Genomic DNA, 25,845 nt, shown 5'->3' on the forward strand with positions numbered 1-25,845 from the left:
TTGGCTGCTGGTGAAGTCACCCCAGTTGCAATGATTGCTCCTTCTATCAATGGCTAAGTTTTAGTCTGAGATTGACATAAAGCGCTCCTAGTAATAGGGGCGCTTTTTGTTTGGGGAAAATCCTGTATTTATATTAGGACTTACGCACGGGTGGTCAGAAACCGGGTTTTTTACGAAAAATTTTCGTTGTAGTCCACAGATTAGCTAAAAAACCCGGTTTCTTTGGTCTGATGGGTAAGTCCTTGCGATCGAGTTTTATTCGCGGATGGCAGATCAATATGATGCGCTGAATGCTTTTATGCGATCGTTGTAGTTGAGAAGCGCGATTGAAAAAATCATGCTTTGCCCTTACATTAGACAAGATTGAAAAAGTCAGAAACTATCTTGAAATTATCGGCGTTTATCTGTGTTTATCTACTTTGTATCTGCGGTTTGTCTATCCATCAAATATTATATATTGTATGATATTTTATCGGCACTTAATGTAAGCTTTGAATACGGGATTGAGCAGAAAGAGCGATCGCGCTCCTAGTTGTACTTTTTCGACTAAACCGCGTCGGGCCAGGGATTGTATGGCTTGCCACAATTCAGATTGGGATAATTCGCGATCGGTTGGTGGTTGGGAAATATCTACCGCGTCATCTTGACTTGCTAACCATTGGCTCACCTTTTTTTCTGATTCCGACAAACGCTCTAGTTGAGATTCTAATAGGGGTTCTATGTCCCCTAAATAGATATCATTTTCTTTGGCTAAAAACCCGGCTACATTCCCGTCAAATAATTCTACAATTGTTGAAGCGATGATGTTTAACCAGGAAGGATGACCTTGATAAAGGGTGATTACTTCCGACCAGTTTTCCTCATTTGTTAATCCTTTTTCTTTGAATATTTCTCCTGCTTGTTCTCCTAAGCCTTTGAGGTGTAAGGTGCGAGTGGGTCGGTTTTCTCCTTCTAAAGTTGTGATTTCTCTGGGTTTTTCCCAACTTAGGAGGATTAAGCAACTCTGGTGAGATGAGGTGGCAATTTGTTTGAAAAATTTGCCATAATCTTTATATTCTGCTAAATAGGGTTTGCTGAAAAAGCCTAAAACCCTAATTAGAGGACTTGCAGCCGTAGGGCATACCGCCTGTGATGCTTTCTTGCAAGTAAATTCGTCGGAATCCCTGAGAAGAAAGAATCCCCATGCCTCGATAGCTGGGGTATGTCAACCAACCATCTACCAGAGTAGGCGCAACCACAGGCAGATTGCGCCTACAAAACGCTATATTTTTTTTGTGCGTAAGTCCTGAATCGAAAATCAAAAATCGAAAATCAATTGACGTGTGTAGCAATTCGTGATATCATCCTCCGCATTTGTCTCGATATAAAAAATATTTATGAATAAATCTTAAGTTTTAATTAAATTTAGTATTATAATTTTGGTAACTTCCAACTAAGTATTTATTCTCACTATGATAGCGGATCAATTTCCTTGGCTGACCGCAATTGTCATCCTACCCCTGCTAGCTTCCCTTGCCATCCCTTTTCTGCCGGATACAGACGGCAAAACCATTCGCTGGTATGCCCTAGGCGTAGGTATTGCAGATTTTGTATTAATGTGCTGGGTGTTTTGGACTCATTACGATCCAAGCATCTCTACTTTCCAAATCGTCGAGCAATATTCCTGGATACCTTCTTTAGGCCTCAACTGGTCTGTTTCCGTTGACGGACTGTCAGTTCCGTTGGTACTGTTGGCGGGATTGGTGACGACACTATCTATTTTTGCAGCCTGGGAAGTCGATCGCAAGCCACGACTCTTCTACTTCCTGATGCTGGTGATGTACTCCGCACAAATAGGAGTGTTCGTCGCCCAAGACATCATGCTGCTGTTCATTGTCTGGGAACTAGAACTAATTCCGGTGTACCTGCTAATCTCGATTTGGGGCGGACAAAACCGCCGCTACGCAGCTACCAAATTCTTGATTTACACTGCGGGCGCTTCCATCTTTATTTTGATAGCTGCCTTAGCAATGGCATTCTACGGCGGAGGCACCCCCACCTTCGACATGGTAGAACTAGGCTTGAAGGACTACCCACTGGGTTTAGAATTACTGCTTTATGCGGGATTGCTGATTGCCTTCGGTGTGAAACTGGCGATTTTCCCTTTCCACACTTGGCTACCTGATGCCCACGGCGAAGCATCTTCTCCCGTGTCGATGATTCTGGCCGGCGTATTGCTGAAAATGGGCGGATACGGATTGATTCGGCTGAATTTGGAACTTCTTCCCCAAGCACACGTTTACTTTGCACCGATTATGGCGGTGCTCGGCGTGGTCAATATTATCTACGGCGCGCTGAATTCCTTTGGCCAATCGAACATGAAGCGCCGCTTAGCGAATTCGTCGATTTCTCACATGGGATTCGTGTTGTTGGGTATTGCTTCCTTCACGGATTTGGGAATCAACGGGGCGCTGTTGCAAATGATTTCCCACGGTTTAATCGCCTCAGTATTGTTTTTCCTGGCTGGCGTTACTTACGATCGCACCCATACAATGATCATGGACGAGATGGGCGAGATTGGGAAAGTCATGCCGAAAGTGTTTGCCTTGTTTACCGCAGGGGCGATGGCATCTTTGGCACTCCCCGGAATGAGCGGTTTTGCTAGCGAACTGTCAGTGTTTGTGGGCGTCGCAACTAGCGATATGTACAGCGGTTCTTTCCGCGCCGTGACAGTGTTCCTGGCGGCAGTAGGACTGATTTTGACGCCGATTTATTTGCTCTCGATGCTGCGACAGTTATTTTACAACTGTGGCACCCTAGCTGCTTGCGACCTTGAGGATCTAAATCTGCAGAATCAGAGAAACAATCTGGATGAAGCGGTTTGTTTTGGTAATAGTTGCGTTTTGCCTGGTGATGCACCGTTTATTGATGCTAAACCTCGGGAAGTGGCGATCGCATTTTGCTTTTTGATACCGATTGTCGGCATTGGTTTTTATCCCAACATGGCGATGCAAGTCTACGATGCGAAGACTGTCGCAGTCAACGCAGAAGTCCGCCAATCTTACATCCAAATTGCTCAACAAAATCCTCGGATTTATGCGAATCAACTTTTGGTTCCCAAAATTGCCCAAGCTCAAAAATCGCCTGCTTTGGACAAAATTACAGGATCTGAATCTGCATCGGTTTTTGGCATTGTCAAATAATTTTATCGAACTCTGTTTGTGTTGAAAATTGGGCGATCGCTTTTGTCAAAGGGCGATCGCTTTTTTTTTATCGCTGAATTTCTGAAATAATCTGCGCCAGATTCTCCATAGCATATCCCACCTCAAGAATCGATTTATCCTCCAGATCAGAGGCAATTTTCTTCAAGATATTTAGCGGTTCTTCAGAGCCTGTCGTCTTCACAAACAACACTTGCAACCGATTTTTTACTAATGCTAAAATAGAGCTACTTGGTTCGCCTTTATCCCCTTTCCGTTTAGCAATGTTGATGCTCAATTTGTGAGTTTTCAACAGCCGCATTCTTTCTATTCCTTGGGTCTTAACCGTCTCCAAAACCTCCCCTCGAATCTGATCGACTAATCTGTCGGTCACATATTGCACGATCAAAGGCTGAAGCATAAAAACTGTTTCCCCGCCCTCACTAATTTTGTCAATCAGCGAGCGACGACCCAGAGAATCGAGATTTTTTAGCAAATCTGAAAGCGATGAATTGGCAAACATCTGCTCTCGCAAAGTCGTCAGGGAAATCGGGCTTTGAGCAATAGCAATCCAGTAGGCAATCTCTTGTTCTGAACTAGAGATTCGATCGAACTGCTGCGCCAGCAAATTGCTGATATGTTCTTCAATAAATAAAGCCGTTGCTTCCAAAAGCTTTAAAATATTTCCCTCGAAAAACTCGTTAATTGTTGTCGCTACAATCTTTAATGCTAACAGATTGCCTCCGTACCGGGATAACAAGATTTCCAACTCTTGATCTTGAGGCGACAAACCTTTTTCTTGGAAGATTTCCCGCGCTATTTCCTCGGAAATAGCAGGTTTTAAAGACCGCACTTTTTCTCCCGCCAGCAAAGCCAGTTCCGTAGGTTCTTCCGAACTAACTAGCACTAAACAGCTATTGTGATTGACCTCACAGAGCCGCACAATTAAATCTCGATATCCTTCGTAGCCTTCGCGGTAGTGTCCCGCTAATTCTTCGGGTCTGAGAACCGCTTCAAAATCGTCTAAAATTACCAGACAGCGGTGTTTCCGCAGATACTCGACCAATCGCGAAATTTTGCTGTTGAGGTCGATGGGTACATCGGGTTTTTGTTGGTTAGAAAAAAGTTGAATTAAGCTCCCTAGGAAGTCGAATGGTGCGGGTGTCGATCGCAGCGATCGCCAAATCACAAAATCAAACTCATTCTGTACCTGTTTTGCCAACTGCACCGACAGAGTTGTTTTGCCGCTACCAGCCAAACCAAGCAGCGCTATTAGGCGACAATTATCTGATACAATCCACTGCTTTAAAGTAGTTAATTCTTCAGTCCGTCCGTAAAAAACCGAAACATCCGGTGCTTGACCCCAATCTTCCTGTCGGTGTCCGATGGCCATCTTTAATAGAGAGCCTTTACCTCCACTAAAATCGCTTGTTCCCTGATCGATGTGGTATGAAAACAGCAACTGATGCCTCAATTCCGAAAGCTTTCCAGGGCCGTTCCCCCCGATCTGAAACTTTTTGTAAACTTCGCCGAGTCTTTTGCGAACGGCGATGTCGCTAATGCCAAGCTTTGTGGCGATCGTCGCTGTAGATTGACCGTCGAGAGCCATAAACACAGTTTCTAACTCGGCATCTGTGACACCGCGCTGTTTGGCGATCGTTTGCACAAAGTTTTGAGGAATCGGAGTAGTCAAGGTAGGAATCTCGCCTATACTAAAAATCTACCTTATATTATATTGTGTGAGTTCTCGCGGGCGAGCAATTAAATCGAATTTGCAAACGTTCAGCTTGCTTTTTGCTGTTTGGGCAGTTTTAGATATTTATACCCAATTATTGATTGTGATACCAGTTTAAAAAAATGCAACTGTAGGCCCGTGCTCCAAACCAATACACAATCAGTCATTCCCAATTCTTCAATTCTTTAATTCTTTAATCTAAGATGGTATGAGAAACGGGGAGTTGATCACCATAAATTGTTGCTGTCTGCCTACCCGTAAAACCTATTGTAGAGTGGAGGCGCGGCGATTAATTTATAGCACCAAACCATAAAGCTCCAACCGCACCACAACCCACCACGAACCAAAAACCAGGTAAATTTACAATTTTTGAAAGCAGCGCTGTATCAGCCAAAAATTGTCGCACTAGCGCGGTATTCTTGGGCCGAAAGCAGCCGCCAACTCCCATCGCCCACAAGTTCCAAAACCTGCTGGTGATATTTCACTAAACTCAATCGGTGGCCGACACTCACAAACGTAGTTTTAGTGGCTTGCAACTGCTCGTATAAATGTTGCTCGTTCTTCAAATCCAAAGCACTTGTCGCCTCATCCAAAATAGCATATCGCGGTTCTGTCAATAACAATCTAGCAAAAGCTAAACGTTGCTGTTCTCCCAGCGACAAAATCTCACCCCAATCTAAATCCGCATCAAAACCGCCCAATCTGTCCGGCAAATCTGCTAAGTTTACTGATGCCAAAACGCGGCGCAATTTTTCCTCATCAACCTCGCTGCTGCTATTGGGATACAAAAGTTGCGATCGCAAATTACCCAAAATCATATAAGGACGCTGCGGCAAAAACAACATTTCCCCCAATTCCGGCCGCGCCAAACGGCCCGTTCCCGCGTCCCACAAACCCGCAATGGCCCGCAGCAAAGAACTCTTTCCAGCACCGCTTTGCCCGACAATTAATAGTCCTTCTCCTGACGACACAGCTACCGACAAATCCCTAATCAAAGTCTTTTGATGTTTCGGAGTATCTAAAGTAACGTGTTCCAATGTCAACTGCGAACTTATAACTGTATCGATTGTTCTAATTTCGTCGTCGAATTTAACAGCATTTTTTTCATCTTTTAAAGACTCATTAAACGTAGCTAGACGATTAATCCCCGCTGCAAAAGCACTCAAGTCTTCAATATTATATACCACTAAAGAAAATGCCTCTAAAACCTGACGAAAAGCAAATTCAGCTTGAGTAATATCGCCGTATTTTATCTGGTCTGCAAAGTAGATAGAAGCCAGAAATAAAGAGGGTATAATATAAGTTGCATATTTATAGCTGAGTGTAAAATATTGCAGATTACGCTGCCACCCAATTAGAAAATTAAAGTTCCGAATTGCTGCTAAAAATCGGTGTTTCACCTGAACAGATTCCTGTGCTTCTCCACGATAAAAAGCAATTGATTCTGCATTGTCCCGAATGTGAACCAAGCCATAGCGAAAGTCAGCTTCTTTGCGGAGCTGATTGAAGTTCAAAACAATCAACTTTTTGCCAAAAATTACCATTATTGCCGTGCCAAAGACAGCATAAATGATTAGTCCGATCGAAAGACTTTTAGAAATAGACCACAGAATACCCGTAAAAAAAATAACATCAATAACTGCTCCCAACATCAGCAACAAAAAATATAAACTCGTGCTAGTGAAAGATTTGATATCTTCAGCGAGTCGCTGGTCGGGATTGTCGATTTCGTTTTGAGAATTTATTTCGTAATAAGCGCGGTTTTGAAAATATCTATCCAGGAAACTATCAGTCATCCACTCTCGCCAATACAGCCCTAGTTTATCTTGGGTATAGCGATAAATCACCACTATCGGAGTAGCGATGATGAAAGCTCCAGCATAAACCCACATAAACCGCCAAAAAGTGGTCTGATCTTTTTCAGCAAGTGCTGTCGTAAAAAAGTTATTAATGTAGCTAATTACTACGTTAATTCCGCTAACTGACAGCGACAAAAATAGCAGCAGAGCTAACATTGTCCACTGCTTCCAGCGCGGTATCAACTTGCTTCCGAAAAAGACAAAAGCAGCCACCGGTAGGATTAGCATTAAACCAATGATTGCAATTGCGGGCGAATTAATAATTCCTTTCAACAAAGTAACTAAGCCCGCAGCAATACTATTTACAAATTCGGGAAATAAGACTTGAGTACCCAAACATACAGCGCTGACGAGCACAAACATCGCAGCGAAGAGAAATATCAACAACAGCGCTACTAATCCTAAAAAGATTCTGCCACCTCCAGGCTCTAAAGGATAAAAGTAAGGTTGAGCGATCGCAATAAATCTCTGCCACAACTGACGGTCAAATCGATTCATCTTTGCTGTTTACAAAACTACTTTGACTGTTCTAACATATCAAGTCTTGTAACCAACTGATGCAGAAATTTATTTGGGAGGTTCGCGAAAAAAATTGGTCTCACCCACAGACGGATACTTGTTTTCCGACTTAAGTGGTGGAGACCAAAAAAGTTTGGACGTTAGTTCAAGCTCTTAGATTCATCTGCGGAGTCAATTCTTTAATCTAAAATCTAAAATCTCAAATCGATGGGATCGGAAGAAGTCGCGCTTTCGCCGGCCAAGTCCGACTGCGACTGGCTGCTGTAAAATCGCTGGCTAATCCCCAAAATTACTTGTTTCATTAGCCAATACAAAACAGCAATTACTACAAAGGTTGCAGCCATTACTACAACCGGACGCTTACCAATCAAATCATTCATTACGGTGTTAACCAGCGCATCGGGATTAGTCAGAATATCCCAAGTGTTGAAGCGGATAAATCGCCCTAAATAAATCCCGATCGCCGAAAGTGCGTGTATAGTTATCTCCGTTGCCAGGATAAATCTACTCCAACCCTGTTGCTTCAAATAGTAACCCAAATTCATCACCGACAGGACGTAAGCCCCAAACCCGACCAGCATAAACACCAGATACTGCGGGATCAAAGCTAGAGTCACAATCCACACCGAGTTCCCCTCTTTAATCTGGCGGATCAGGTGAATGATATCAGTTAAAACGTAGGGCGCATTAGGCAAAAATGCGATAAACCAGAAAAAACCGCCCCACCAGCGGAGAGAGCGAACTCCGCGCTGCCGCAGTACCCAGATGTCTAAAGCCATCAAGGCCAGGGTAATCGCGATCGCCCCCAAAACGTAAGTTTTGCCCACATCTTGCACTATGTGCTTCAGATAGGCAAAAACAGGGCGCGTGCTGGACAAAAAAGTAGCGCCCAGGAGAAAGGCCGTACCCCACAGCAGCCAGCGCGATCGAGGTTTGCGGAACAGCCAAAAACTCAGGCCCAGCGGTACTAAAGCCAAAAACAAATTCCAAGACATCCACCGGACATTATGTCCCATTGCTTGCAGCGCTTCCAGGATTAATCCCATCATGTCAATTTTTATACAATTAAAGGTTTGATGCAGCACCGCTACCTTAGCAGCTTCAATCTATTTTAGTCGTTAACTTGTAGGGTGCGTCAGCTTATGACTCCACGCCCGCGCCTGAAAATCAATAACTGCTAATACTTGTAGGGTGCGTCAGCTTATGACTCCACGCCCGCGCCTGAAAATCTAAAATCGACTGACGCACTCTACCACTGTGGAGTGAATTCTAAAATCTAAAATCTAAAATCTAAAATCTAAAATCTAAAATCTAAAATCTAAAATCGAGTGACGCACCCTACTATTTATGCACTTTGTCGATCGGAATCTCAATCTTAAAAGTCGTTCCGCATCCTATGGACGAAATACAGTCAATCTTGCCCTTGTGCTTTTCCACCACAATCGAGTGCGCGATAGACATTCCCAACCCCGTACCTTTCCCCACAGCTTTCGTAGTAAAAAACGGGTTAAAAATGCGATCGACTATCCCCTCGGGAATGCCCGTACCGTTGTCCGAAATTTCTACCCTAACAGTGTTCTGGGGGGTTACACCAGTGGAAATAGCAATCCGTCCACTCTTTGTCTCTGATTGTGGAACCGATAACTGGTGATATCGTTCTTCAATAGCATCAATTCCATTAGCAATAATATTCATAAACACCTGATTCAGTTGGCTCGCATAGCACTCCACCAGTGGCACTTTGCCGAACTCCTTAATTACTTCAATTGCTGGGCGGCTGTCGTGACTCTTCAAGCGATGCTGCAAAATCAACAAAGTGCTATCAATTCCCGCGTGAATATCAACGGGCTTCATTGCCGATTCGTCCAGCCGCGAGAAATTCCTGAGCGACAACACAATTTGCCGGATGCGCTCGGTTCCCACCTGCATCGAACCCACAATTTTTATTAAATCCTCAGCCATGAAATCCAAATCAATCTCTTGAATGCGATCGACAATTTTTGGATTAGGTTCGGGATACTCATGTTCGTAAAGAGTCACCAGATCGATCAACTGTGTAGTATACTGCTTGAGATAATCAATGTTAGCGTGAATAAAGTTAACCGGATTATTAATTTCGTGGGCGATGCCTGCAACTAATTGCCCCAAAGAAGACATTTTTTCAGTTTGAATGAGCTGAGATTGAGTAGAGCGTAATTCCAGCAGCGCTGACTCTAACTCTCGGGATCTCGATCTTTCTCGCGCCTCGCTTTGTCGCAGATATTCATCTGCTTGTTTACGAGTCGTAATATCCTGGGAAAATCCAATTATTACCTTGGGCTGACCTTCAGAATTCCTGCTAAAAATACTATCCCTACTTTGCAGCCAAAAGCATTGATTGTCTGCGCCCTGCATCCGGTACTCAATTTCCAGAACTTTGCCATCCTCAATTCCTGCAAAGCTCGCGTGATGTTCCAGAACTTTTGACAAATCTTCGGGGTTCATTAACTGAGGAATCAGTGACGCACCCATCGCTTGAATTTCGTCAAAGCTATAGCCCAAAATCGTGCCAATAGAAGAATTAGCATAGACATTTCGCTGTTCTTCCAAGTCGTAGAGATACAAAATACCGGGAGTAGCATCGGCAATTTTTTGAACAAACTGCTGGCTGTGTTGCAAAGCTAATTCAGCTTGTTTGCGATCCGTCACATCAATGGTGATGCCGTCCCAAAGAATATCGCCGTTTTCTTTAGCTTCAGGACGCGAAATTACCTGAAACCAGCGAATTTTGCCTGAAGGCAGCACCAGCCGTCCTTCCCACTCCCAAGGTTGCAAACTTTGCGCTGAAATAGTAATAGATTCGTAATAATTTTGGCTGTCTTCAGGATGAACCAAATCTATTAGTAAAGCCGAATTTTGTATAACAGATTCGGGTTCTAATTCAAACATTTCTCGGGAAGCTGGACTCATGTAAGGGAAACTGACAGAGCCATCTGGACGCAGCAAACATTGATAAATCATTCCCGGCAAATTAGCCGACAGCTTTTGAAATTTTGCCTCGCTTGAACGCAGTGCTTCCTCTGCTTGTTTGCGCTCCGTAATGTCAGTAATTGAACCAACAATGCGGACTGCTTTTCCAGATGCGTCCCACAAAGCTTGTCCCCGACAGAGTATCCATTTGTAGGAGCTGTTGTAGCACCACAAGCGGTATTCGATGATATAATGGGGTGTTGTTCTGTCTAAATGGTCTTGGAAAGCTTGCATTACTAAGTCTAAATCGTCGGGATGCGTGCCTCTGTTCCATTCGTCAAAGTAATCGAGATTTGGCCTGTGTTCGTATCCGGTGATTTCCTTAAAGCGATCGGATAGGAATATTTCTCTCGTGTGCAAGTTCCAATCCCAAATACCGTCATTATTGCCTTTGAGCGCTAACTGCCAACGTTCTTCTGTTTGGAGCAATTGAGCTGTTCTTTGTTCGACTCTATTTTCTAGTTCTTGATTGAGCTGTTTGAGACTTTCTTCTGCTTGTTTGCGCTCGATCGCAATTCCTGCTAAATGCCTGACAGTTTCGATCGACTGCAGCTCAAAATTTTCGGGAGCGCGCGGTTGGGCGCAATACATGGCGAAAGTCCCTAAAACTTCGCCGACCGACGAAAAAATAGGACTAGACCAGCAAGATCTAAGTCCAAAAGTAAAGGCTAAATCTCGATAATTTTCCCACAAAGGATCGGTAGCAATATCTGTAACGATCACTGGTTCGCGGCGGTAAACAGCAGTGCCGCAGGAACCGACATCCGGGCCGATGGCTGCACCATTAACAGCAGCATTGTAACTTTCCGGCAAACTCGGCGCGGCTCCGTGCAGCAAATGTTGACCGTCTTTATCTAACAGCAAAACCGAACCCATAACATCTCTCGATTGCTGTTCGACAATTTCAATTAAGGTATTTAAAGTATCGCCCAGAGAAGCGCCCTGAGCAATCATTTCTAAAATTTGTTTTTGACCGCTCAACCAATTTTCAGATTGCTTGCGCTGCGTAATGTCGCGGGCTACCAAGAGAACCGTATTTTCTTTCATGGGGGAAATGTTAGCGAAAAACCACTTTTGTTCGCTGCCAATTGGCAGGTTATATTCTAAACTACTGATTTGATTCGTAGCGAGGGCGAGGCGAATTTGCTTCAGAAACATTTCTGCTATTTCTGGTTCAAATATATCGCGGGTTTTTTGTCCGACAAGTTCGGCCGGTGGCTTGTACAAAAGTTCGGGATTTGTGGGGGCAATTTTCAGGAAGCGTCCTTCAATATCGAGCACAAAAATTACGTCGCTCATGGCCGCAAACAAAGCTCGCAATTCTGATTCAGAAGCTTGCAGGGCGATTTCAGCTTTTTTGCGATCGCTAATATCTGTACCCACCGACAGGATCCCGATCGCTCGTCCTCGGTCATCAAGCAAAGGTTGGTTTCTCCAGGCTACCCAGACTTTTTCGCCATTGCGGCGGATGTTTTGATTTTCGTGTTTGAAATATTTGTCCGGTTCTGTCGCACAGTCTCGAATTATTACGGCTAAATGATTTTCCGACAAATCGGCCGAATCTACAATTGTGCCGATCACACTTTTGCCAATTATTTCTGCTTCTAAATACCCGAAAAAAGTTTCCGCAAACTCATTAAAAAAAGTAATCTTACCTTCGCTGTCTAACTGCACAATAATGCTGTTAGTATTCTCCACCAATTGCCGGTACTTAGCTTCGTTCGCGCGCAATTTCGCAGGCCCGTAGACCCAACTAAAGGCCACCGCCCCGCAGAAAACAGCCAGCAAGCAGCCACCAAACAGCAACCACCCCCGCAACGGCGAATTCTTTGGCCATCCTCCCGCCGGAATTGCTGCCAACTGCCAGGAACCGTTGGGCAAAGTGATTTCCAGAAGCATGGGACTTTTCTGAAAAATCGACTTGTCGCCGAAAAACACGTCGCCGGACTTTCCCCTCCCGTCTTTGCCGCGCACAGCGTATTGCAGCTTGGCTGACGAATCGTTGAGTCCTGCTTCGTCAAACAGGGAATCTTTGTTGAGAACCAGGTTTGCCAAGCCCCAGTAAACTCCTGTTTCGGGATCTGCGCCGGAGGGTGTGAGAAAAATGGGCGATCGGCTGATGAACCCCACGCCCCCTTCCAATAATTTCACTGGCCCGGCAAGCAAAGTTTTTCTGGTGTTGATGACATCTTCGATCATTTCTCGCTGTTCGGGTACTGCCGTCAAGTCAACCCCGATCGCCTTTTGATTTCTCTCCCGCGGATAAATGTAAGCGACCGTCGTGCCTTTAACTAAACTTACGCTGCGAATCCCCGTTTGCTGTGCCAGCAGAATTCTCGCCGTCGCTGTAAACTGGGCTTCGGTGATGTTTGGGTTGTTGGAAATGTCAGCCACCAAACCCCGGATCAAAAACAGCCGGGAATTCAAAGAGCTTTCCAGCTTAGAACGGACTGTGCTGAGCCGATCGATCGTGCTAGTGCGGCTGTACTGCAAAAATCGCTGTTGTTCCGATCTATCTAAAATGCCAACTCCGACCAAAATTGCTACTGATGTGGCAATTGCTGCTAAATAAGGTGAAATTTGAAATTTTTTAATCTTAAAGTATTGCATTTGCCGGCACTTAAGCTATATTTCTAAGTCTTTAGATAGATTTATTTTAATTCTATTTTTCTAAGCAAATGCAATATTTCCGGGATACCGGGCTTGGGGCAAGAGTGGAGGGGTAGGCACGGGGGCACTACCCCTACAAGACAAAACCCTGATTTTTTCTAGAATGAAACAGCCCAGACTCTCCCTCTCCCCGTTCGGACTCGCGCACCCGAAAGACGGGATTTATTGGTTAAAATGGAGTTAGCAATAATTTTTGTCAGCGCTGGGCGTAAATCTTCATAGGGGCAATTTGATGCAGGAACAGTTGATGGAAGCGATCGCACCTTATCGCGATCGAGTAGATTATCTAGAAGTTCGCCTCGAACAAAGCGAGTCAACAGCGATTAGTTTTCGCGGCCCTCAGTTAGATGCTGTCAACCGCAGTTTTAGTCTCGCTGGCGGCATCCGCGCTTGTCACAAAGGCGGCTGGAGTTTTGTAACTTTTAACGGTTTAGCTGAGTTAAAAGCTCGCATTGAAGAAGCTGTCGTGCAGTCTCGTTTAGTTGGCAGCGAAAAAACTGTACTAGCAGATGTCACGCCGATTCAAGATTATGTAGCGGTGGAATTGGGTCATGATCCGCGATCGATCACTCTAGCAGAAAAGCGCAAGTTGCTCGAATCTTACAACCAGTTGCTGTTAGATTACGACCCACGAATTCAGACAACAATGGCCGGTTACAGCGATCGATTTGGGATTACTTATTTTGTGAATTCTCAAGGCACTTCGATCGCTCAGGAGCGCTTGGACGTGACGGGGCGTTTCGGGGCGATCGCCCGCAATGAAGATGGTGTCGTCCGTCAAGGGTTTGAGTCGATTCACTCGCGATCGGACTACGGTGTCTTGACAAATATTGAAGATCGTGTTAAGAGTGCGGCTGTTCGAGCTGTAAGCCAACTAGACGCAAAACCGGTCAAAGGCGGTCAGTATCCGGTGATTTTAGACCCTTATTTGTCGGGGGTGTTTATTCACGAAGCTTTCGGTCATTTGTCGGAAGCTGACGGCATTTACGAAAACCCGAAAATGCAGGAATTGTTGACTTTGGGCAAGCCTGTGGCGATCGAACAATTGAACGTAATTGACGACGCAACTCTGCCGGGATTGCCGGGAACTCTCAAATACGACGACGAAGGCGTGCCCGCTCAGTGCAAGCATTTAATCAAAAATGGAGTTTTAGCAGCTCGGATGCACAATCGCGAGACTGCGGGCAAAATGGGCGAAGCTCCGACGGGAAATGCCAGGGCTCTGAGCGCTACTTTTATGCCGTTGGTGCGGATGACTAATACGGCGATCGAATCTGGCGCACATTCTTTTGATGAAATGGTGGGCGACATTGAGGAAGGAGTGTATGCAGTGCGGATGTTGGGAGGACAAACCAACGGCGAAATGTTTACCTTTGCAGCAGCAGAAGGCTTCATGATTCGCAACGGCAAATTGGCCGAACCGGTGAGCGATGTTACTTTAAGCGGCAATGTATTTCAGACTTTAAAGGATATTGAGTCGATCGGCAACGACTCAGTTTATGCCTACGGCGGCTGCGGCAAAGGTGGCCAAAGCGGTTTACCCGTCAGCGTCGGCGGCCCCCATTTGCGGATTAAAAATGTTGTAGTCGGAGGAAGATAATCATTAGTCATTAGTCATTAGTCATTAGTTATTAGTTCAATACTTACGCAACTGGTTAAGGTGAGGGCGTGATCACACCCTCACCTTAAGCGGTTTGGGGTACTTACAAGCTGACAAACCACTGACAATCTACTATTGAGGGCTTCAGCTAGGTCGTTCGGTGTTTGGGAGGCTTCATAAATTACATAGAAATTGGGGAAGTGCGATCGCGATTATAGACTTTACCCTGATTTTGTGTTTAATTCCCCTTAAGTTTCCTTCATCTCTACCCGATTATTCTGCCTAATAGGAATCTCAATCACAAATTCTGCACCCCGCTCTGTTGGCTGTGATAAACACTTCAAATCTCCGCCGTGCTTATCCACCACAATCTGATAGCTAATAGATAATCCCAAACCAGTACCTTGACCCACAGGTTTAGTTGTAAAGAAAGGACTAAATAGATGGGTTCTTACCTCACTTGTTATCCCCAGCCCATTGTCTTTCACACTGATTATTACCCAATCCTGATTTAGGATAGCAGTACGAATCGTAATCGTACTAGGCTCGTTTTTAATTTGCTCCGGGCTGCGTTTTTTGTCATAGGAATTCAAGGCATCAATCGCATTGCTCAGCAAATTCATAAATACCTGATTCAACTGACCCACATAACATTCTATTTTCGGCAAATCTCCATATTCTTGAATAATTTGAATAGGTGGACAATCCGGCTTAGGCTTGAGCCGACTCTGCAAAATGACTATACTGCTGTCGATGCCCTCGTGAATATTAACGGGTTTCATCTCAGCTTCGTCAAGGCGGGAGAAGTTCCGCAACGTCAGCACAATCTGACGGATACGTTCAGCCCCTACTTTCATCGAAGATAGCATTTTAGGTAGATCTTCTCTGATAAATTCTAGCTCTATGTTGTCAATTAAAGCTTCGATTTCAGGGTGATTATGGGCATCATGCTGTTCGTAAAGGTTGATTAAATCCAATAGCTTCTGACTATACTCATTGACATAAGTTAAATTGCCATAAATAAAATTAACCGGATTATTAATTTCGTGGGCAACACCGGCAACTAACTGTCCTAAGCTAGACATTTTCTCAGTCTGAATAAGCTGAGATTGGGTGCGCTGTAACTTTTGCATTGCGGCTTCTAGTTGGAGAGCTTTTTCTCGCTCTCGCACTTCCGATTGCCGCAATTTCTCCTCTCTTTCTTGGCGGGAGCGCTCGTTTTCCTTTAACTGTTGCACGTGGAACAATGTTTTGTTAATTGTAATTTCTAAATCATTAAAATCTATAGGCTTAGTCAAAAAATCAAAGGCTCCGGCGTTCATCGCCTTTCTAATATTTCCCAAGTCGCCATAAGCCGATATAACTATTGTTTTGACTAGGGAAGCTATCTGATTAAGTTTCCCTAACAAAACGATACCATCCATAACTGGCATATTAATGTCAGTCAGCACAATGTCTATATCCGGTTGTTCTTGTAACTTTGCCAGCGCTTCTACGCCATTATACGCAAAAAACACCTGGTATTCTTCCGCACGGATCTTTTTTCTAAATTTCTGGGAAATTAGAGATTCTAAATCTGGCTCGTCATCCACAAATAATATTTTAGCTGGCATATTAGGCTCTTAGTTGCTAGTAGAAGGAAGAAGGAAGATGGGGAGAGGGAGACTGGGAGACTGGGAGACTGGGAGACTGGGTGCAACTAACAACTAGCAATTAGCAATTAGCAATTAGCAATTAGCAATTATCAATTATATTTCATTGTGACTCCAAATTTATTATTTTATTTTTGAGAACTTCAAAATTCACAGGCTTAGTAATATAGTCATCAGCCCCATAAGCCATTGCAGTTTGGTGATTGTTCTCATCTTCATAAGCGGTAATCATAAAAATTTTTAGATTGGGAAACTTTTTTTTGATAATTCTGAGCAGTTCTATCCCATTCATACCGGGCATATTAATATCCGACAAAATTAAGACAATCGACGCTTCTTTATGATTTTCTAAGTATTCCAAAGCCGCCTCTGCTGACAGGGCAAAATAAAAGTGAATTTGCCCTGCTTTGATTTCTTTTCTAAACTTTTGAGTAAACAAAGATTGAATATCTTCCTCGTCGTCTACAACCATTACTTTCATTTTCTTAACTCCTTAATTTCGGCTATTTTTTTCGGCAATATGATGATAAACTCTGTGTAGTTTCCTACTTCTGTTTCAACTTTTAGTTCTCCGCGATGTTGCTGGACGACAACATCGTGACTGATAGAAAGACCTAAACCAGTACCTTCTGCTGGTGGCTTTGTAGTAAAAAAGGGATTGAAAATTTTATCAAGTACCTCTGGCGTTATCCCTGGGCCATTATCGCGAATGCGGATTTCAATCCGACCGTCCAGATTTCGAGTTTTCACGTCAAGTATAGGTGAAAATCCTGACCCCATTTCTTGTTGCTTTTTATGGGCTGCATAGCAAGCATTGCTAATAATGTTAAGAAAAACCCTACCTATGTCTTGTGGCACGACCTCTACTTGGCCAATGTCACTGTCATAGTCGGTTTCTATGGTAATGTTAAAAGCAGTTTCCTTAGCTCGCATCCCGTGATAGGCTAGATTGATATATTCGACCAACAAACTATTTATATCTGTGGCTTCCCAATGGCCGCTTTGTCCCCTCGAATGCAACAGCATATTGCCAACTATTTTGTCTGCTCTTTGACCGTGTTGATTGATTTTTTTAAGATTTCCTTTGAGATCGGTTAATAGCTCGGCAATATATTCATTGGTTTCTGGCTCTAACCGTTCTCCTTGATTTTCTAATTCTGCAAACAGTTCTTCGGTTAATTCGACCGAAACTTCTGAGAAATTGTTGACAAAGTTTAATGGGTTTCGGATTTCGTGGGCAATCCCTGCTGTTAAACTACCCAGAGAAGCTAGTTTTTCTTGGACAACTATCTGATTTTGCATAGCTCTGAGATTTTCTTCGATCCGCTGGCGTTCTTGAATTTCATTCTGCAATTGTTCTACAGTATGGGTGAGTTCAGATGTCCGCTCCTCGACTTTGATTTCTAGTTCCTCATTAGCCTTTTGCAGGGCTTTCTGGGCTTGTTTGCGATCGGTGATATCGCGGACGATCGCAACATATTCTTGCAGATCCCGATTGGAAAGGGAAGCATCTTGAGAGAATCGGTCTGAGATGGCAACTTCCAGGATGCGGGGGTCTCCATCGGGTAGCTTGAGATTTTGTTCGCTGCGACTAAGCCACCGATCGGGCTGAACCCCTAATCCGGGTAATAATTTGTTGAGGTGAGACCCAATTAGCCTAGTAGAATCTATTCCGAAGACGCTTTCAGCAGCGGGATTAGTCTGACGAATTACACCTTTTTCATCCAGCACTACGATCGCATCCAGCGCAATGGTAAATAGTTGTTCTGCTCCCTCTCGTGCTTCATCCATTGAGACGACTTGGGGTAAACTCGTCCAGCAGGCGATGGCCACCCCCACAAAAGCAACTGTCAGGAGTACCACTACCAATAGATTCAAACCAACACTAGAATTAGCATATAATTTGAGGCCAAAAATCCAGCCGACAGCAACAGCGCTGACGATTAGCAAGATCAAAACTACAACCTGATAGGCTACAAAATCTGGGATTTTAACCTTGCTACTTTTGCGGTAAAGCCGAATCCACCATGACGGATGGAAGGGGGCAAAGGCAATGCGACTCATCCCTGCATCCACTGCTAAAATGGCAATGGGAAAAAACAACCCAATGATAAAGTCTTGCCAGCCCCAAGCCAAGCCTCCCACGACTAGAACTACCGCATCTACTACGAAGAATGCCAGCGACCACCAAGGCCACCGAATTTCTGGCCTACCCCGTCGCAGCCATAGTGAGAGATGGAACATCATCAGGCAGACAACCAAGCCAACATTAGTAATTGCCACAAGCCGAGGCACATTTCCCCAAGCTAGACAGATTAAACTGAGAACCAAAACAAAGACAAGCCCAAATCCAAATACACCCCGTCGGGATACAACTGCGAATGTTGGCGAAATATGCCCATCTACGGCAAGTTGGTACAACATCCGGGGGCAGTTGGAAACAATAGTCGCGCAACTCAGAAGACAGCTTGCGACGACTAGAAAGGTGACAAGGGTGGTAACCCCGGGCCCCCATAATACCTGACAGGCAGCTAATACATTCAAAAATACGTCATCTTTCAGACCAGGAGCGGTAGCCAAGCGCATCAGTACCCAAGCACCTCCTAAAATCACAGGCAGCATCCCCAGTGCGGAAATTTTGAGAAACTGCAAGGTTTTAGTAGGGTTGCGGCTATCCGCTACGAAACTGGCGGCGGAGTCACAGCAGTAGAAGATGTATGTACCAAAGTAAAACCATTTAGCCCAATCAATAAAGGTGAATTCCGGCCAAGTTGCGGGGAAAAAGCCGGGACTGTTTGGGGAAAAAGCTAACCAGAATAGACCATAAATGGAAAAAACGGATAATACGCCGACTGTGGGCAACACAAAAAAGGCGTGCAGAATACTTAAGGCGCGAGTGCCGCTGAATGTCAAAATGAAGGGTAGGAGCGTGAAGGTAATATTTAGTAAAGTTTCAGGACAGCTAAAACCTAAACTATTGAGGTTGACTTTGATTAGCTGCGTCAGTACGATCGCAGAAATTGGCAATGTTGCTACCCAGCTTAAAAAGTAGCCGATCGCTGCATAGCTTCCCAGACCCGGATAATTTTTCAGCATTCGGGCGGTATAGTTGGGCGTTCCCCCAGCCATGTCTGGGAAATACTCACCGATGCGTTTTACCTGTAGATTGAGCATCATGCCCATGATAATACCGGGCAACCAGACGAAGATGGCGCTAGGCCCGATCGCTGCTTGGATGGCTGTGGCGATGGTAAACCAATTGGCGTGACCTGTGAGGCCAAAGCCTGATGTTTCGACGGCACTCAGGCTTCGGGGTAGACGCATGAGCGATCGGCTGTTAAGATTTTCTATTGGGGAAGGCTGAGTTGGTTCTGAGTGGTAGCCGTTTTCTGGCTGGTGTCGGATGTCTGTCGCCATCAGTTTTACTTATTTTTTTTTGGATTTTGCAGTCGCTACCCGATGTTCAGCTTTATAGATATAATTTTTTTTTGTTAAGTATTGTTCCTAGTCTTAAATTTTGGCAAAGCAGCCTTTCCCAATCAACCAGGAAAATCTATCTCAATCCATCTTCAATATTACATTCAATATTACATTTTATTTGTGACTTCTGACTTTTGCAAATTTCGCGTTCTTTTAGCCATGCCGTTGAGGCTTCCGCTAAGTCGTTGGGTGTTTAGGGAATTCAGGCATTATATAGAAATTGGCTAGAACTTACGCAACTGTCACAGTTCCGTATACCAGCCCCATAAAATTAGACAATAAATATCGGAATTTCGGCAAGTTTTAGTTGCTCAATTAAAGATTTTGATAGTATTTTTTGTTTAATTTTATATATTGTTTGACGATTTTTATTCGCTAAAGTTTTGACAGCTAACCACAAAAATTCATGGCAAGCAATAGGATTTATTGGTACTATAGCTAGACGGCAATGCCAATATTATCTCCCGGTAAGTTGCTTGATTTCCCTAGGAAATTGCTCAATTTTCCAACGAATAACAAACAGTTTTTGTAGGTAATTTGTGCTGGATTTAGTCCGGTAGTTTGTCGCGACTGTCCACTTGTCAGTGCCCCGGACTGCTTAAATTAATGGGTGAGGGGGCGATCGCACCCTCACCATCTGCCAGTTGCGTAAGTCCTGTGGTTATTAGTAGGGTGCGCCGAGGCGCAATTTATTACCTACCAGAAAGAATTGGTTTAAAGCCGGAACCCATAAGCGGGAGAAATTAAAAGAAGACTATTCATTACTCCAATCCTCTTCCTTCCAGGTAGAGGTCGCTATCCCAAGTCAACTGTCAACTGAATACAGATAGTGTAAAAATAGAAGGAATACAGCGTAAGTCTTGTTCTTCCATCTTCCCTCTTCCTTCTGACTTCATAACTTACGCAAAAAATTGTTCAATCCGCTATTGGTAGAGTCTCTGTGGGCCGAGGCGCAGCCTACAGATAGAGTTTGTGCGTGCAGGGCTGTTCCCTCTTCCTTCTTTTTTCTTCCTTATCAATAAAAAACCCCGGTTTCTTCAAGAAACCGGGGTTTTTTCTACCAACTAAGAGAGGAGTCAAAACTTAACAGGTAGTGGTTGCCGGAATTCTGCATTTCTCGCACAACCCTCTAAACCAAACTACGGGCAAATTCTAGTTGCAACTTCTTTAAAGCTGTCTCATTTCCTCTTCAAGCACCCGAACCAAATCTTGGTTCCCACTGGATCTCGCTACTTCTATGCGGTGCATGAGTTGCTTGTGAATGTTAGCGCGGTGGGTTTCTGCTACTTTTTTTACGTTTTGACGATTTGTGTTCATGGTGGACGTTCCTTATATTAAATTTGGTGTACCTGCTACTTCTCTAATATAGCGCTAAATTCCAAAAAGTATCTAAATTTACAAAAAATTTACAGTTGTTGACCGATCGACCAAACTCCTGTATAAGATTGGTCATAAGTCAATAGCGATTTCTTGACAATCAAAAAAAAGGCAGAACGCTAGAGCTGCCGAAGGACGAAAGCTAGAGCTGCAGAAGTCTAGAGCTGCAGAAGGCAGAAGGCAGAAGTAGAAATTCTCCCCATCTCACAACATTTACTCAAAGGGTAGGGTACTTATGCCGTACCCAACATTTACTCAAAACTCACAACTTGCTTCAGCGCCTCTACCAACTGCTGAAGGTGTGCGAGCTCGTGAGTTGCCATCAGCGAAATCCGAATTCGACTCACGCTTACAGTCGGAGGCCGAATCGCCGGAGCAAAAATACCCATGTCCTTGAGTTTGCTGCCTACTGTTAAAGCTGCCGCTGCATTTTTTAACGGAAGACTGAAAATTGGCGAGAGGGAATTGCTAATTGGTAATTGGTGATTGGTAATCGCGCAATATTTAAAAGTTTCGATATTTTGTTGCAACCGAACTCGGCGTTTTGGTTCTTGCTGTACAATCCTCACAGCTTCCAAAGCAGCCGCCGCATCAGCAGGCGTCAATGCTGTAGTATAAATCCAACTGGCAGCTCGATTACGCAGAAAATCAATTAAAGCAGCAGAGCCCGCAACGTAACCACCTAAACTTCCCAAAGCTTTGCTGAGTGTCCCCACTTGAATCAGTGGTCTTCCCGTACACCCGAAATGTTCTGCACAACCAGCACCGCTAGCACCGAAAACTCCTGTAGCGTGAGCTTCATCTACTAATACCATGCAGTTAAATTTTCCTGCCACAGCTAACAACTGCGGCAGCGGACACAAGTCCCCATCCATGCTGAAGACGCTATCGGTAATAATTAAACACTTGCGGTACCTGGCGCGATTTTGCTCTAGCTTGGCCTTTAAATCCTCAAGATTGCAGTGACTGTACTCTAGGGCAGTTGCACCGCTGAGTGTGGCTCCGTTTTTCAGGCTCGAATGGTTGTACTTGTCAGATAATATCAAATCGCGCTTGCCGACAACGGATGCGATCGCCCCTAGATTCGCCAAATATCCCGAACTGAACACTAAAGCATCTTCAGTTTGTTTTAAATTAGCAATAGCTTGTTCTAGCTGTCGGTGCAAATTGCGGTGTCCGCTGACCAACCTCGAACCCGTCGCACCCGTACCAAATTCCTTAGTTGCAGCCATAGCAGCTTGAATTAACCTGTCATCGCCGGCAAGTCCCAGATAATCGTTGCTGGCAAAGTTAATCAGGCTGTGGCCTGCTAACTTTACCACAGGCCCGGGGCAACTATCGATCGATTGTGGCGATCGATACCAATCGGCACGGCGAACTGTGTCCAGGGCCTTCTCTATCCAAGCGTAAGGGTCTGCGTTCATATTGGAAAGCGATCGGGTAATACGTTATATTAGCTGGTGATCAGTTCCTCCGCATCACAAAAGCATATGCCACTCACTAAAAAATACAGATTAGTCACCCGCAGCGATTTTGACGGTCTTGTCTGTGCCGTTTTGCTCAAAGAACTCGATATGATCGACGAGATTAAATTCGTGCATCCTAAAGATATGCAGGATGGGAAAATCGAAATAACAAATAACGATATTAGCACCAATTTACCCTATGTTGATGGAGTTCATCTAGCTTTCGATCACCACTTCAGCGAAACTCTCAGACACGAGAAAATCAAAATTAACCACATCATCGATCCCTATGCAGCTTCTGCAGCTAGAGTACTGTACAAATATTATGGAGGCAAAGCAAAGTTTCCTGATATTTCTGAGGCGATGATGGCGGCAGTTGACAAATCAGATTCTGCTCAATTCGCCCAAGAAGAGGTTCTGCATCCGCAAGAATGGGTATTGTTAAACTTCATAATGGACGCCCGAACCGGCTTGGGAAGGTTTAAAGAATTTACGGTCTCCAATTATCAGTTAATGATGCAGTTAATCGATTACTGCAAAAATCATACCATCGATGAAATTTTGCAGCTTCCTGATGTAAAAGAAAGAGTAGACCTCTACTTCGAGCAAGAAGAAAAATTTAAAGAGCAAATACAGCGATGCGCCCAAGTTTATAATAATTTAGTTGTTTTGGATTTGCGTAACGAAGAGGTGATTTATGCGGGAAATCGTTTTGTAATTTATGCTTTGTTCCCCGAGTGCAATATATCGATTCACGTACTTTGGGGACTAAAAAAACAAAATACTGTTTTCGCAGTTGGCAAGTCAATCTTTAACAAAACTTCTAAAACTAATATTGGGGAGTTAATGTTAAGATATGGCGGCGGTGGACACCAGAATGCCGGAACTTGTCAGATAGAGAACAATAAAGCTAGTCAAGTTTTAAAAGAGTTAATTGCCCAGATAGAGCAAAATGGTTAAATTGGCTTTATCTTTTTTGCAGTCAGGACTTGAATCTTTGATGATTTATTTTAATTTTCATCACTAAAGTCCTTACTACAAACAGGAATTTTTAGGACTGAAGTCCTTACTGCAAAGGGGAGTTTAGTCCTCAAGGTTTTGAGCTGACGGGTTCTGAACATTGAGATTTTCGGAACTGTTGCCTTTGACTGGTGGCAAATGGTCTACCAAACCCATATCAAAAGCGATATCCGGCAGCTCATCAGCGTTATATTTTCCTGGCTCAAACAATCGCCCGGGAGTAAAACAAGGCTGTTTCAATCGTACCACCTCCCCGGGTGAAAACATTCCCCTAAACATTTTGCGTTCGAGTCCCATAATTTTCGCTCCTAAAACAATTCTCGCATTAATCTTAGCAATTTTTGAGCGGCAGCTTCCCAATTAAATAAATCCGCCGTCTCTCTAGCTTTTTGAGCTACCTGAAAACGCATCGGGTCTTCAACAATTTTTCGCAACTGTTCGCGAACAGACTGAACATTTGGTTCTGCCCAATGAGGAGCATTTCTGATTTCTAGATACTGAGTATCGTAACACTTTCCGACGGGAACTAGATCGTAAGCAATGGGATAGCAGTTATCAGCATTGGCGTACTCAGTCGGGCCGCCGTACATCGTCATAGCAACGGGCAAACCTGCTGCAAAGGCATCCAAAATTTTAATCGCAAAACCCTCGCCGCGAAAGGGAGCTAAAAAAGCATTGGCTGACAAGTATAAATTAGCTAGTTCTGCTTTATTATAAAATTTAGGGATGATCAAAATTTTTGGTTTTAACTTGCCGAGGCGCTTTTCTATATTGACGAGATGTTCCACTATAACATCAGGATTTTTGCCACCATCTTTGATAATTAACTCTACGTTAGAATCATCTTTAAACTCTTCACAAAAAGCTTGAATGGCGACATCCGTGCCAAATCTATACAAATCAAAAGAATTGGTCATGTGCAGAATATGCTTTACATCTTTTTTGGTCTTTTGCGGTCGGGGAAAATAGAGTTGCGAGATTAAAGGATTGAAACCTAGAGGCATTACTGATACGTTGGTTGCCGGACATCCAGCTTTTATTAAGACGTTTTTAGAATATTAGCTGACGGCTAGTTTGTGGGATAAGTTATTGACAGCATCGTAAATCCAGTAATCATAATCATCACTGTTTTTGGCGCATTCGTAATTGATAGCAAAAAATTCTAAGTTGAGATGTCCCTTGAGTTCTTTTAAAAAATAAGGTTTCCAGTAATGAGACCATTTTATCTGAAATAAATCTGAGGGTGTGGTGTTCATCCACTTCGCTAGCAGGTCGTTTTCTTCTGCTGTCGAATTGCCGCTGAGATGAGATGCTATTGTTGAAGGTTCGACCGAAATAGGAATTCCCATTTGGTGTAAAGTTTTCGCCAGGGATAGGGTAATGTCGGTGAAGGAGTTAAAGTGTTGAAATGCAACGTTAAAGTGAACCATATTTATTAGCGGCGTTACTGAACTAAGGTATGATTAGTTCAAAGATAAATTGATAAAAACAATTAACGAAAAGTCAAAGCCTATGAAATGTCCTAATGTAAATCAAGTCATATCAATAAAAATGGCCATAAAAAAGGTAAACAGAATTATCTTTGTGTTGAGTGTGGTAGGCAATTCATAGAATCCTACCAATCCCATAAAGGTTACTCTCAAGAAGTTAAGCACGAATGCCTAAAGATGTATGTCAATGGTATGGGTTTTCGAGCCATAGAAAGAATCCAAGGTGTTCATCATACAACAATAATTAGTTGGGTCAAACAGGTGGGAAAACTTCTGCCAGAGGCTTACGAAGCAGACACAATTCCCGATGTCGGAGAATGGGATGAATTAGAAAAACATTTATTGGCTCAAAAAAAACTTGCATCTGGCTGTGGACAGCAGTAGACCACTTCAAAGCAGGAATTTTAGGATGGGTTTTAGGGGATCATAGTGCCCAAACATTTAAACCTTTATGGGAGAGCTTTGAGAAATGGAAATGCTATTTTTACGTAACAGATAGCCCGAAAGTTTATCCAATGTTTATTCCTGATCGTGGCCAAATCATCTCTCAAACTTAGATGACTTGCAGTGAAAATACAAGACTCATATCATGTCCGATCGATTAACCATAATATCCCGGTTGGGGCTGGTTTTTGAGATTGTCTATTATTGGAGGTATTGTTGGTGAACCCGCCCTACAAAAATCGCGGTCGCTCGAAAGGAAAGGATATCAGACATTATTTGGATTGATTAAATAGAAAAACTCTTTGTTATTCTAAATCCGAAGAAATGCTCAAACATTCGATTCGT

At 43.8% G+C, this 25,845-nt stretch carries 17 protein-coding genes and 1 pseudogene; 4 read left to right on the forward strand and 14 right to left on the reverse strand.

What is annotated here, in order from left to right:
* Window positions 1-469: 469 nt before the first annotated feature.
* Complete coding sequence (locus tag QUA58_RS25405; RefSeq protein ID WP_333396684.1) at window positions 470-667, reverse strand: hypothetical protein; 198 nt, start codon at window positions 665-667, stop codon at window positions 470-472.
* A 424-nt stretch (window positions 668-1,091) separates the two neighbouring features.
* Window positions 1,092-1,238 carry a hypothetical protein gene (locus tag QUA58_RS25410; protein ID WP_333255664.1) on the reverse strand — a complete coding sequence of 49 codons (147 nt, stop codon included), beginning with the start codon at window positions 1,236-1,238 and terminating at the stop codon, window positions 1,092-1,094.
* A 213-nt stretch (window positions 1,239-1,451) separates the two neighbouring features.
* Between QUA58_RS25410 and QUA58_RS25415 the strand changes: the two genes are divergently transcribed.
* On the forward strand, window positions 1,452-3,182 hold the full coding sequence (locus QUA58_RS25415) for an NAD(P)H-quinone oxidoreductase subunit 4 (RefSeq protein ID WP_333255662.1): 1,731 nt from the start codon (window positions 1,452-1,454) through the stop codon (window positions 3,180-3,182).
* 67 nt (window positions 3,183-3,249) lie between these two features.
* Here QUA58_RS25415 and QUA58_RS25420 read toward each other — a convergent pair whose 3' ends face one another.
* The 4 genes from QUA58_RS25420 to QUA58_RS25435 all read right to left on the reverse strand — a co-directional run bounded on the left by QUA58_RS25420 (window position 3,250) and on the right by QUA58_RS25435 (window position 12,911).
* Window positions 3,250-4,872, reverse strand: coding sequence for an NB-ARC domain-containing protein (locus QUA58_RS25420; RefSeq protein ID WP_333396687.1), 1,623 nt, complete (start codon window positions 4,870-4,872; stop codon window positions 3,250-3,252).
* Window positions 4,873-5,300: 428 nt separating this feature from the next.
* On the reverse strand, window positions 5,301-7,271 hold the full coding sequence (locus QUA58_RS25425; protein WP_333396688.1) for an ABC transporter ATP-binding protein/permease: 1,971 nt from the start codon (window positions 7,269-7,271) through the stop codon (window positions 5,301-5,303).
* 212 nt (window positions 7,272-7,483) lie between these two features.
* Window positions 7,484-8,341, reverse strand: coding sequence for a DUF1361 domain-containing protein (locus QUA58_RS25430; protein WP_333255657.1), 858 nt, complete (start codon window positions 8,339-8,341; stop codon window positions 7,484-7,486).
* A gap of 292 nt (window positions 8,342-8,633) precedes the next feature.
* Entirely contained in the window at window positions 8,634-12,911 is a 4,278-nt protein-coding gene (locus tag QUA58_RS25435) for a PAS domain S-box protein (RefSeq protein WP_333396691.1), read from the reverse strand.
* 292 nt (window positions 12,912-13,203) lie between these two features.
* Between QUA58_RS25435 and QUA58_RS25440 the strand changes: the two genes are divergently transcribed.
* Window positions 13,204-14,571, forward strand: coding sequence for a TldD/PmbA family protein (locus tag QUA58_RS25440; RefSeq protein ID WP_333255654.1), 1,368 nt, complete (start codon window positions 13,204-13,206; stop codon window positions 14,569-14,571).
* A 248-nt stretch (window positions 14,572-14,819) separates the two neighbouring features.
* On the opposite strand, the gene QUA58_RS25445 is transcribed toward QUA58_RS25440, so the two are convergent.
* From QUA58_RS25445 to bioF, 5 genes are all read right to left on the reverse strand, one after another.
* Window positions 14,820-16,184 (reverse strand): response regulator, encoded by a 1,365-nt coding sequence (locus tag QUA58_RS25445; RefSeq protein ID WP_333255653.1) that lies wholly within the window; start codon window positions 16,182-16,184, stop codon window positions 14,820-14,822.
* A gap of 142 nt (window positions 16,185-16,326) precedes the next feature.
* On the reverse strand, window positions 16,327-16,704 hold the full coding sequence (locus QUA58_RS25450; RefSeq protein ID WP_333255651.1) for a response regulator: 378 nt from the start codon (window positions 16,702-16,704) through the stop codon (window positions 16,327-16,329).
* Window positions 16,701-19,640, reverse strand: coding sequence for an amino acid permease (locus tag QUA58_RS25455; protein ID WP_333396693.1), 2,940 nt, complete (start codon window positions 19,638-19,640; stop codon window positions 16,701-16,703). The genes QUA58_RS25450 and QUA58_RS25455 overlap by 4 nt, the downstream gene beginning before the upstream one ends.
* A 1,230-nt stretch (window positions 19,641-20,870) precedes the next feature.
* Window positions 20,871-21,020, reverse strand: coding sequence for an arginine synthesis PII-interacting regulator PirA (pirA, locus tag QUA58_RS25460; protein WP_172185012.1), 150 nt, complete (start codon window positions 21,018-21,020; stop codon window positions 20,871-20,873).
* A 311-nt stretch (window positions 21,021-21,331) separates the two neighbouring features.
* Entirely contained in the window at window positions 21,332-22,504 is a 1,173-nt protein-coding gene (bioF, locus tag QUA58_RS25465) for an 8-amino-7-oxononanoate synthase (protein ID WP_333255647.1), read from the reverse strand.
* A 66-nt stretch (window positions 22,505-22,570) separates the two neighbouring features.
* Between bioF and QUA58_RS25470 the strand changes: the two genes are divergently transcribed.
* Complete coding sequence (locus QUA58_RS25470) at window positions 22,571-23,506, forward strand: exopolyphosphatase (protein ID WP_333255645.1); 936 nt, start codon at window positions 22,571-22,573, stop codon at window positions 23,504-23,506.
* Between the two features lie 123 nt (window positions 23,507-23,629).
* Here the strand turns inward: QUA58_RS25470 and QUA58_RS25475 are convergent, their stop codons facing one another.
* The 3 genes from QUA58_RS25475 to QUA58_RS25485 are packed head-to-tail and all read right to left on the reverse strand — an operon-like array spanning window position 23,630 to window position 24,996.
* Window positions 23,630-23,863 (reverse strand): hypothetical protein, encoded by a 234-nt coding sequence (locus QUA58_RS25475; protein ID WP_333255643.1) that lies wholly within the window; start codon window positions 23,861-23,863, stop codon window positions 23,630-23,632.
* A gap of 11 nt (window positions 23,864-23,874) precedes the next feature.
* Window positions 23,875-24,570, reverse strand: coding sequence for a glycosyltransferase (locus tag QUA58_RS25480; RefSeq protein ID WP_445301901.1), 696 nt, complete (start codon window positions 24,568-24,570; stop codon window positions 23,875-23,877).
* A 54-nt stretch (window positions 24,571-24,624) separates the two neighbouring features.
* Window positions 24,625-24,996, reverse strand: a complete 372-nt coding sequence (locus QUA58_RS25485) for a hypothetical protein (RefSeq protein ID WP_333255640.1) — start codon at window positions 24,994-24,996, stop codon at window positions 24,625-24,627.
* A gap of 82 nt (window positions 24,997-25,078) precedes the next feature.
* Between QUA58_RS25485 and QUA58_RS25490 the strand changes: the two are divergent.
* Window positions 25,079-25,610: pseudogene (locus QUA58_RS25490) on the forward strand (IS1 family transposase); the annotation flags it as partial.
* Window positions 25,611-25,845: the final 235 nt, after the last annotated feature.

It is taken from the genome of Microcoleus sp. N9_A1 (assembly GCF_036701795.1).
Lineage (GTDB): Bacteria > Cyanobacteriota > Cyanobacteriia > Cyanobacteriales > Microcoleaceae > Microcoleus.

Coding starts and splice junctions, on each gene's coding strand:
- QUA58_RS25435 (WP_333396691.1), bottom strand. CDS start 12,911: ATGCAATACTTTAAGATTAAAAAATTTCAAATTTCACCTTATTTAGCA.
- QUA58_RS25425 (WP_333396688.1), bottom strand. CDS start 7,271: ATGAATCGATTTGACCGTCAGTTGTGGCAGAGATTTATTGCGATCGCT.
- QUA58_RS25450 (WP_333255651.1), bottom strand. CDS start 16,704: ATGAAAGTAATGGTTGTAGACGACGAGGAAGATATTCAATCTTTGTTT.
- QUA58_RS25430 (WP_333255657.1), bottom strand. CDS start 8,341: ATGATGGGATTAATCCTGGAAGCGCTGCAAGCAATGGGACATAATGTC.
- QUA58_RS25440 (WP_333255654.1), top strand. CDS start 13,204: ATGCAGGAACAGTTGATGGAAGCGATCGCACCTTATCGCGATCGAGTA.
- QUA58_RS25470 (WP_333255645.1), top strand. CDS start 22,571: ATGCCACTCACTAAAAAATACAGATTAGTCACCCGCAGCGATTTTGAC.
- pirA (WP_172185012.1), bottom strand. CDS start 21,020: ATGAACACAAATCGTCAAAACGTAAAAAAAGTAGCAGAAACCCACCGC.
- QUA58_RS25445 (WP_333255653.1), bottom strand. CDS start 16,184: ATGCCAGCTAAAATATTATTTGTGGATGACGAGCCAGATTTAGAATCT.
- QUA58_RS25455 (WP_333396693.1), bottom strand. CDS start 19,640: ATGGCGACAGACATCCGACACCAGCCAGAAAACGGCTACCACTCAGAA.
- bioF (WP_333255647.1), bottom strand. CDS start 22,504: ATGAACGCAGACCCTTACGCTTGGATAGAGAAGGCCCTGGACACAGTT.
- QUA58_RS25475 (WP_333255643.1), bottom strand. CDS start 23,863: ATGGGACTCGAACGCAAAATGTTTAGGGGAATGTTTTCACCCGGGGAG.
- QUA58_RS25415 (WP_333255662.1), top strand. CDS start 1,452: ATGATAGCGGATCAATTTCCTTGGCTGACCGCAATTGTCATCCTACCC.
- QUA58_RS25480 (WP_445301901.1), bottom strand. CDS start 24,570: ATGCCTCTAGGTTTCAATCCTTTAATCTCGCAACTCTATTTTCCCCGA.
- QUA58_RS25485 (WP_333255640.1), bottom strand. CDS start 24,996: ATGGTTCACTTTAACGTTGCATTTCAACACTTTAACTCCTTCACCGAC.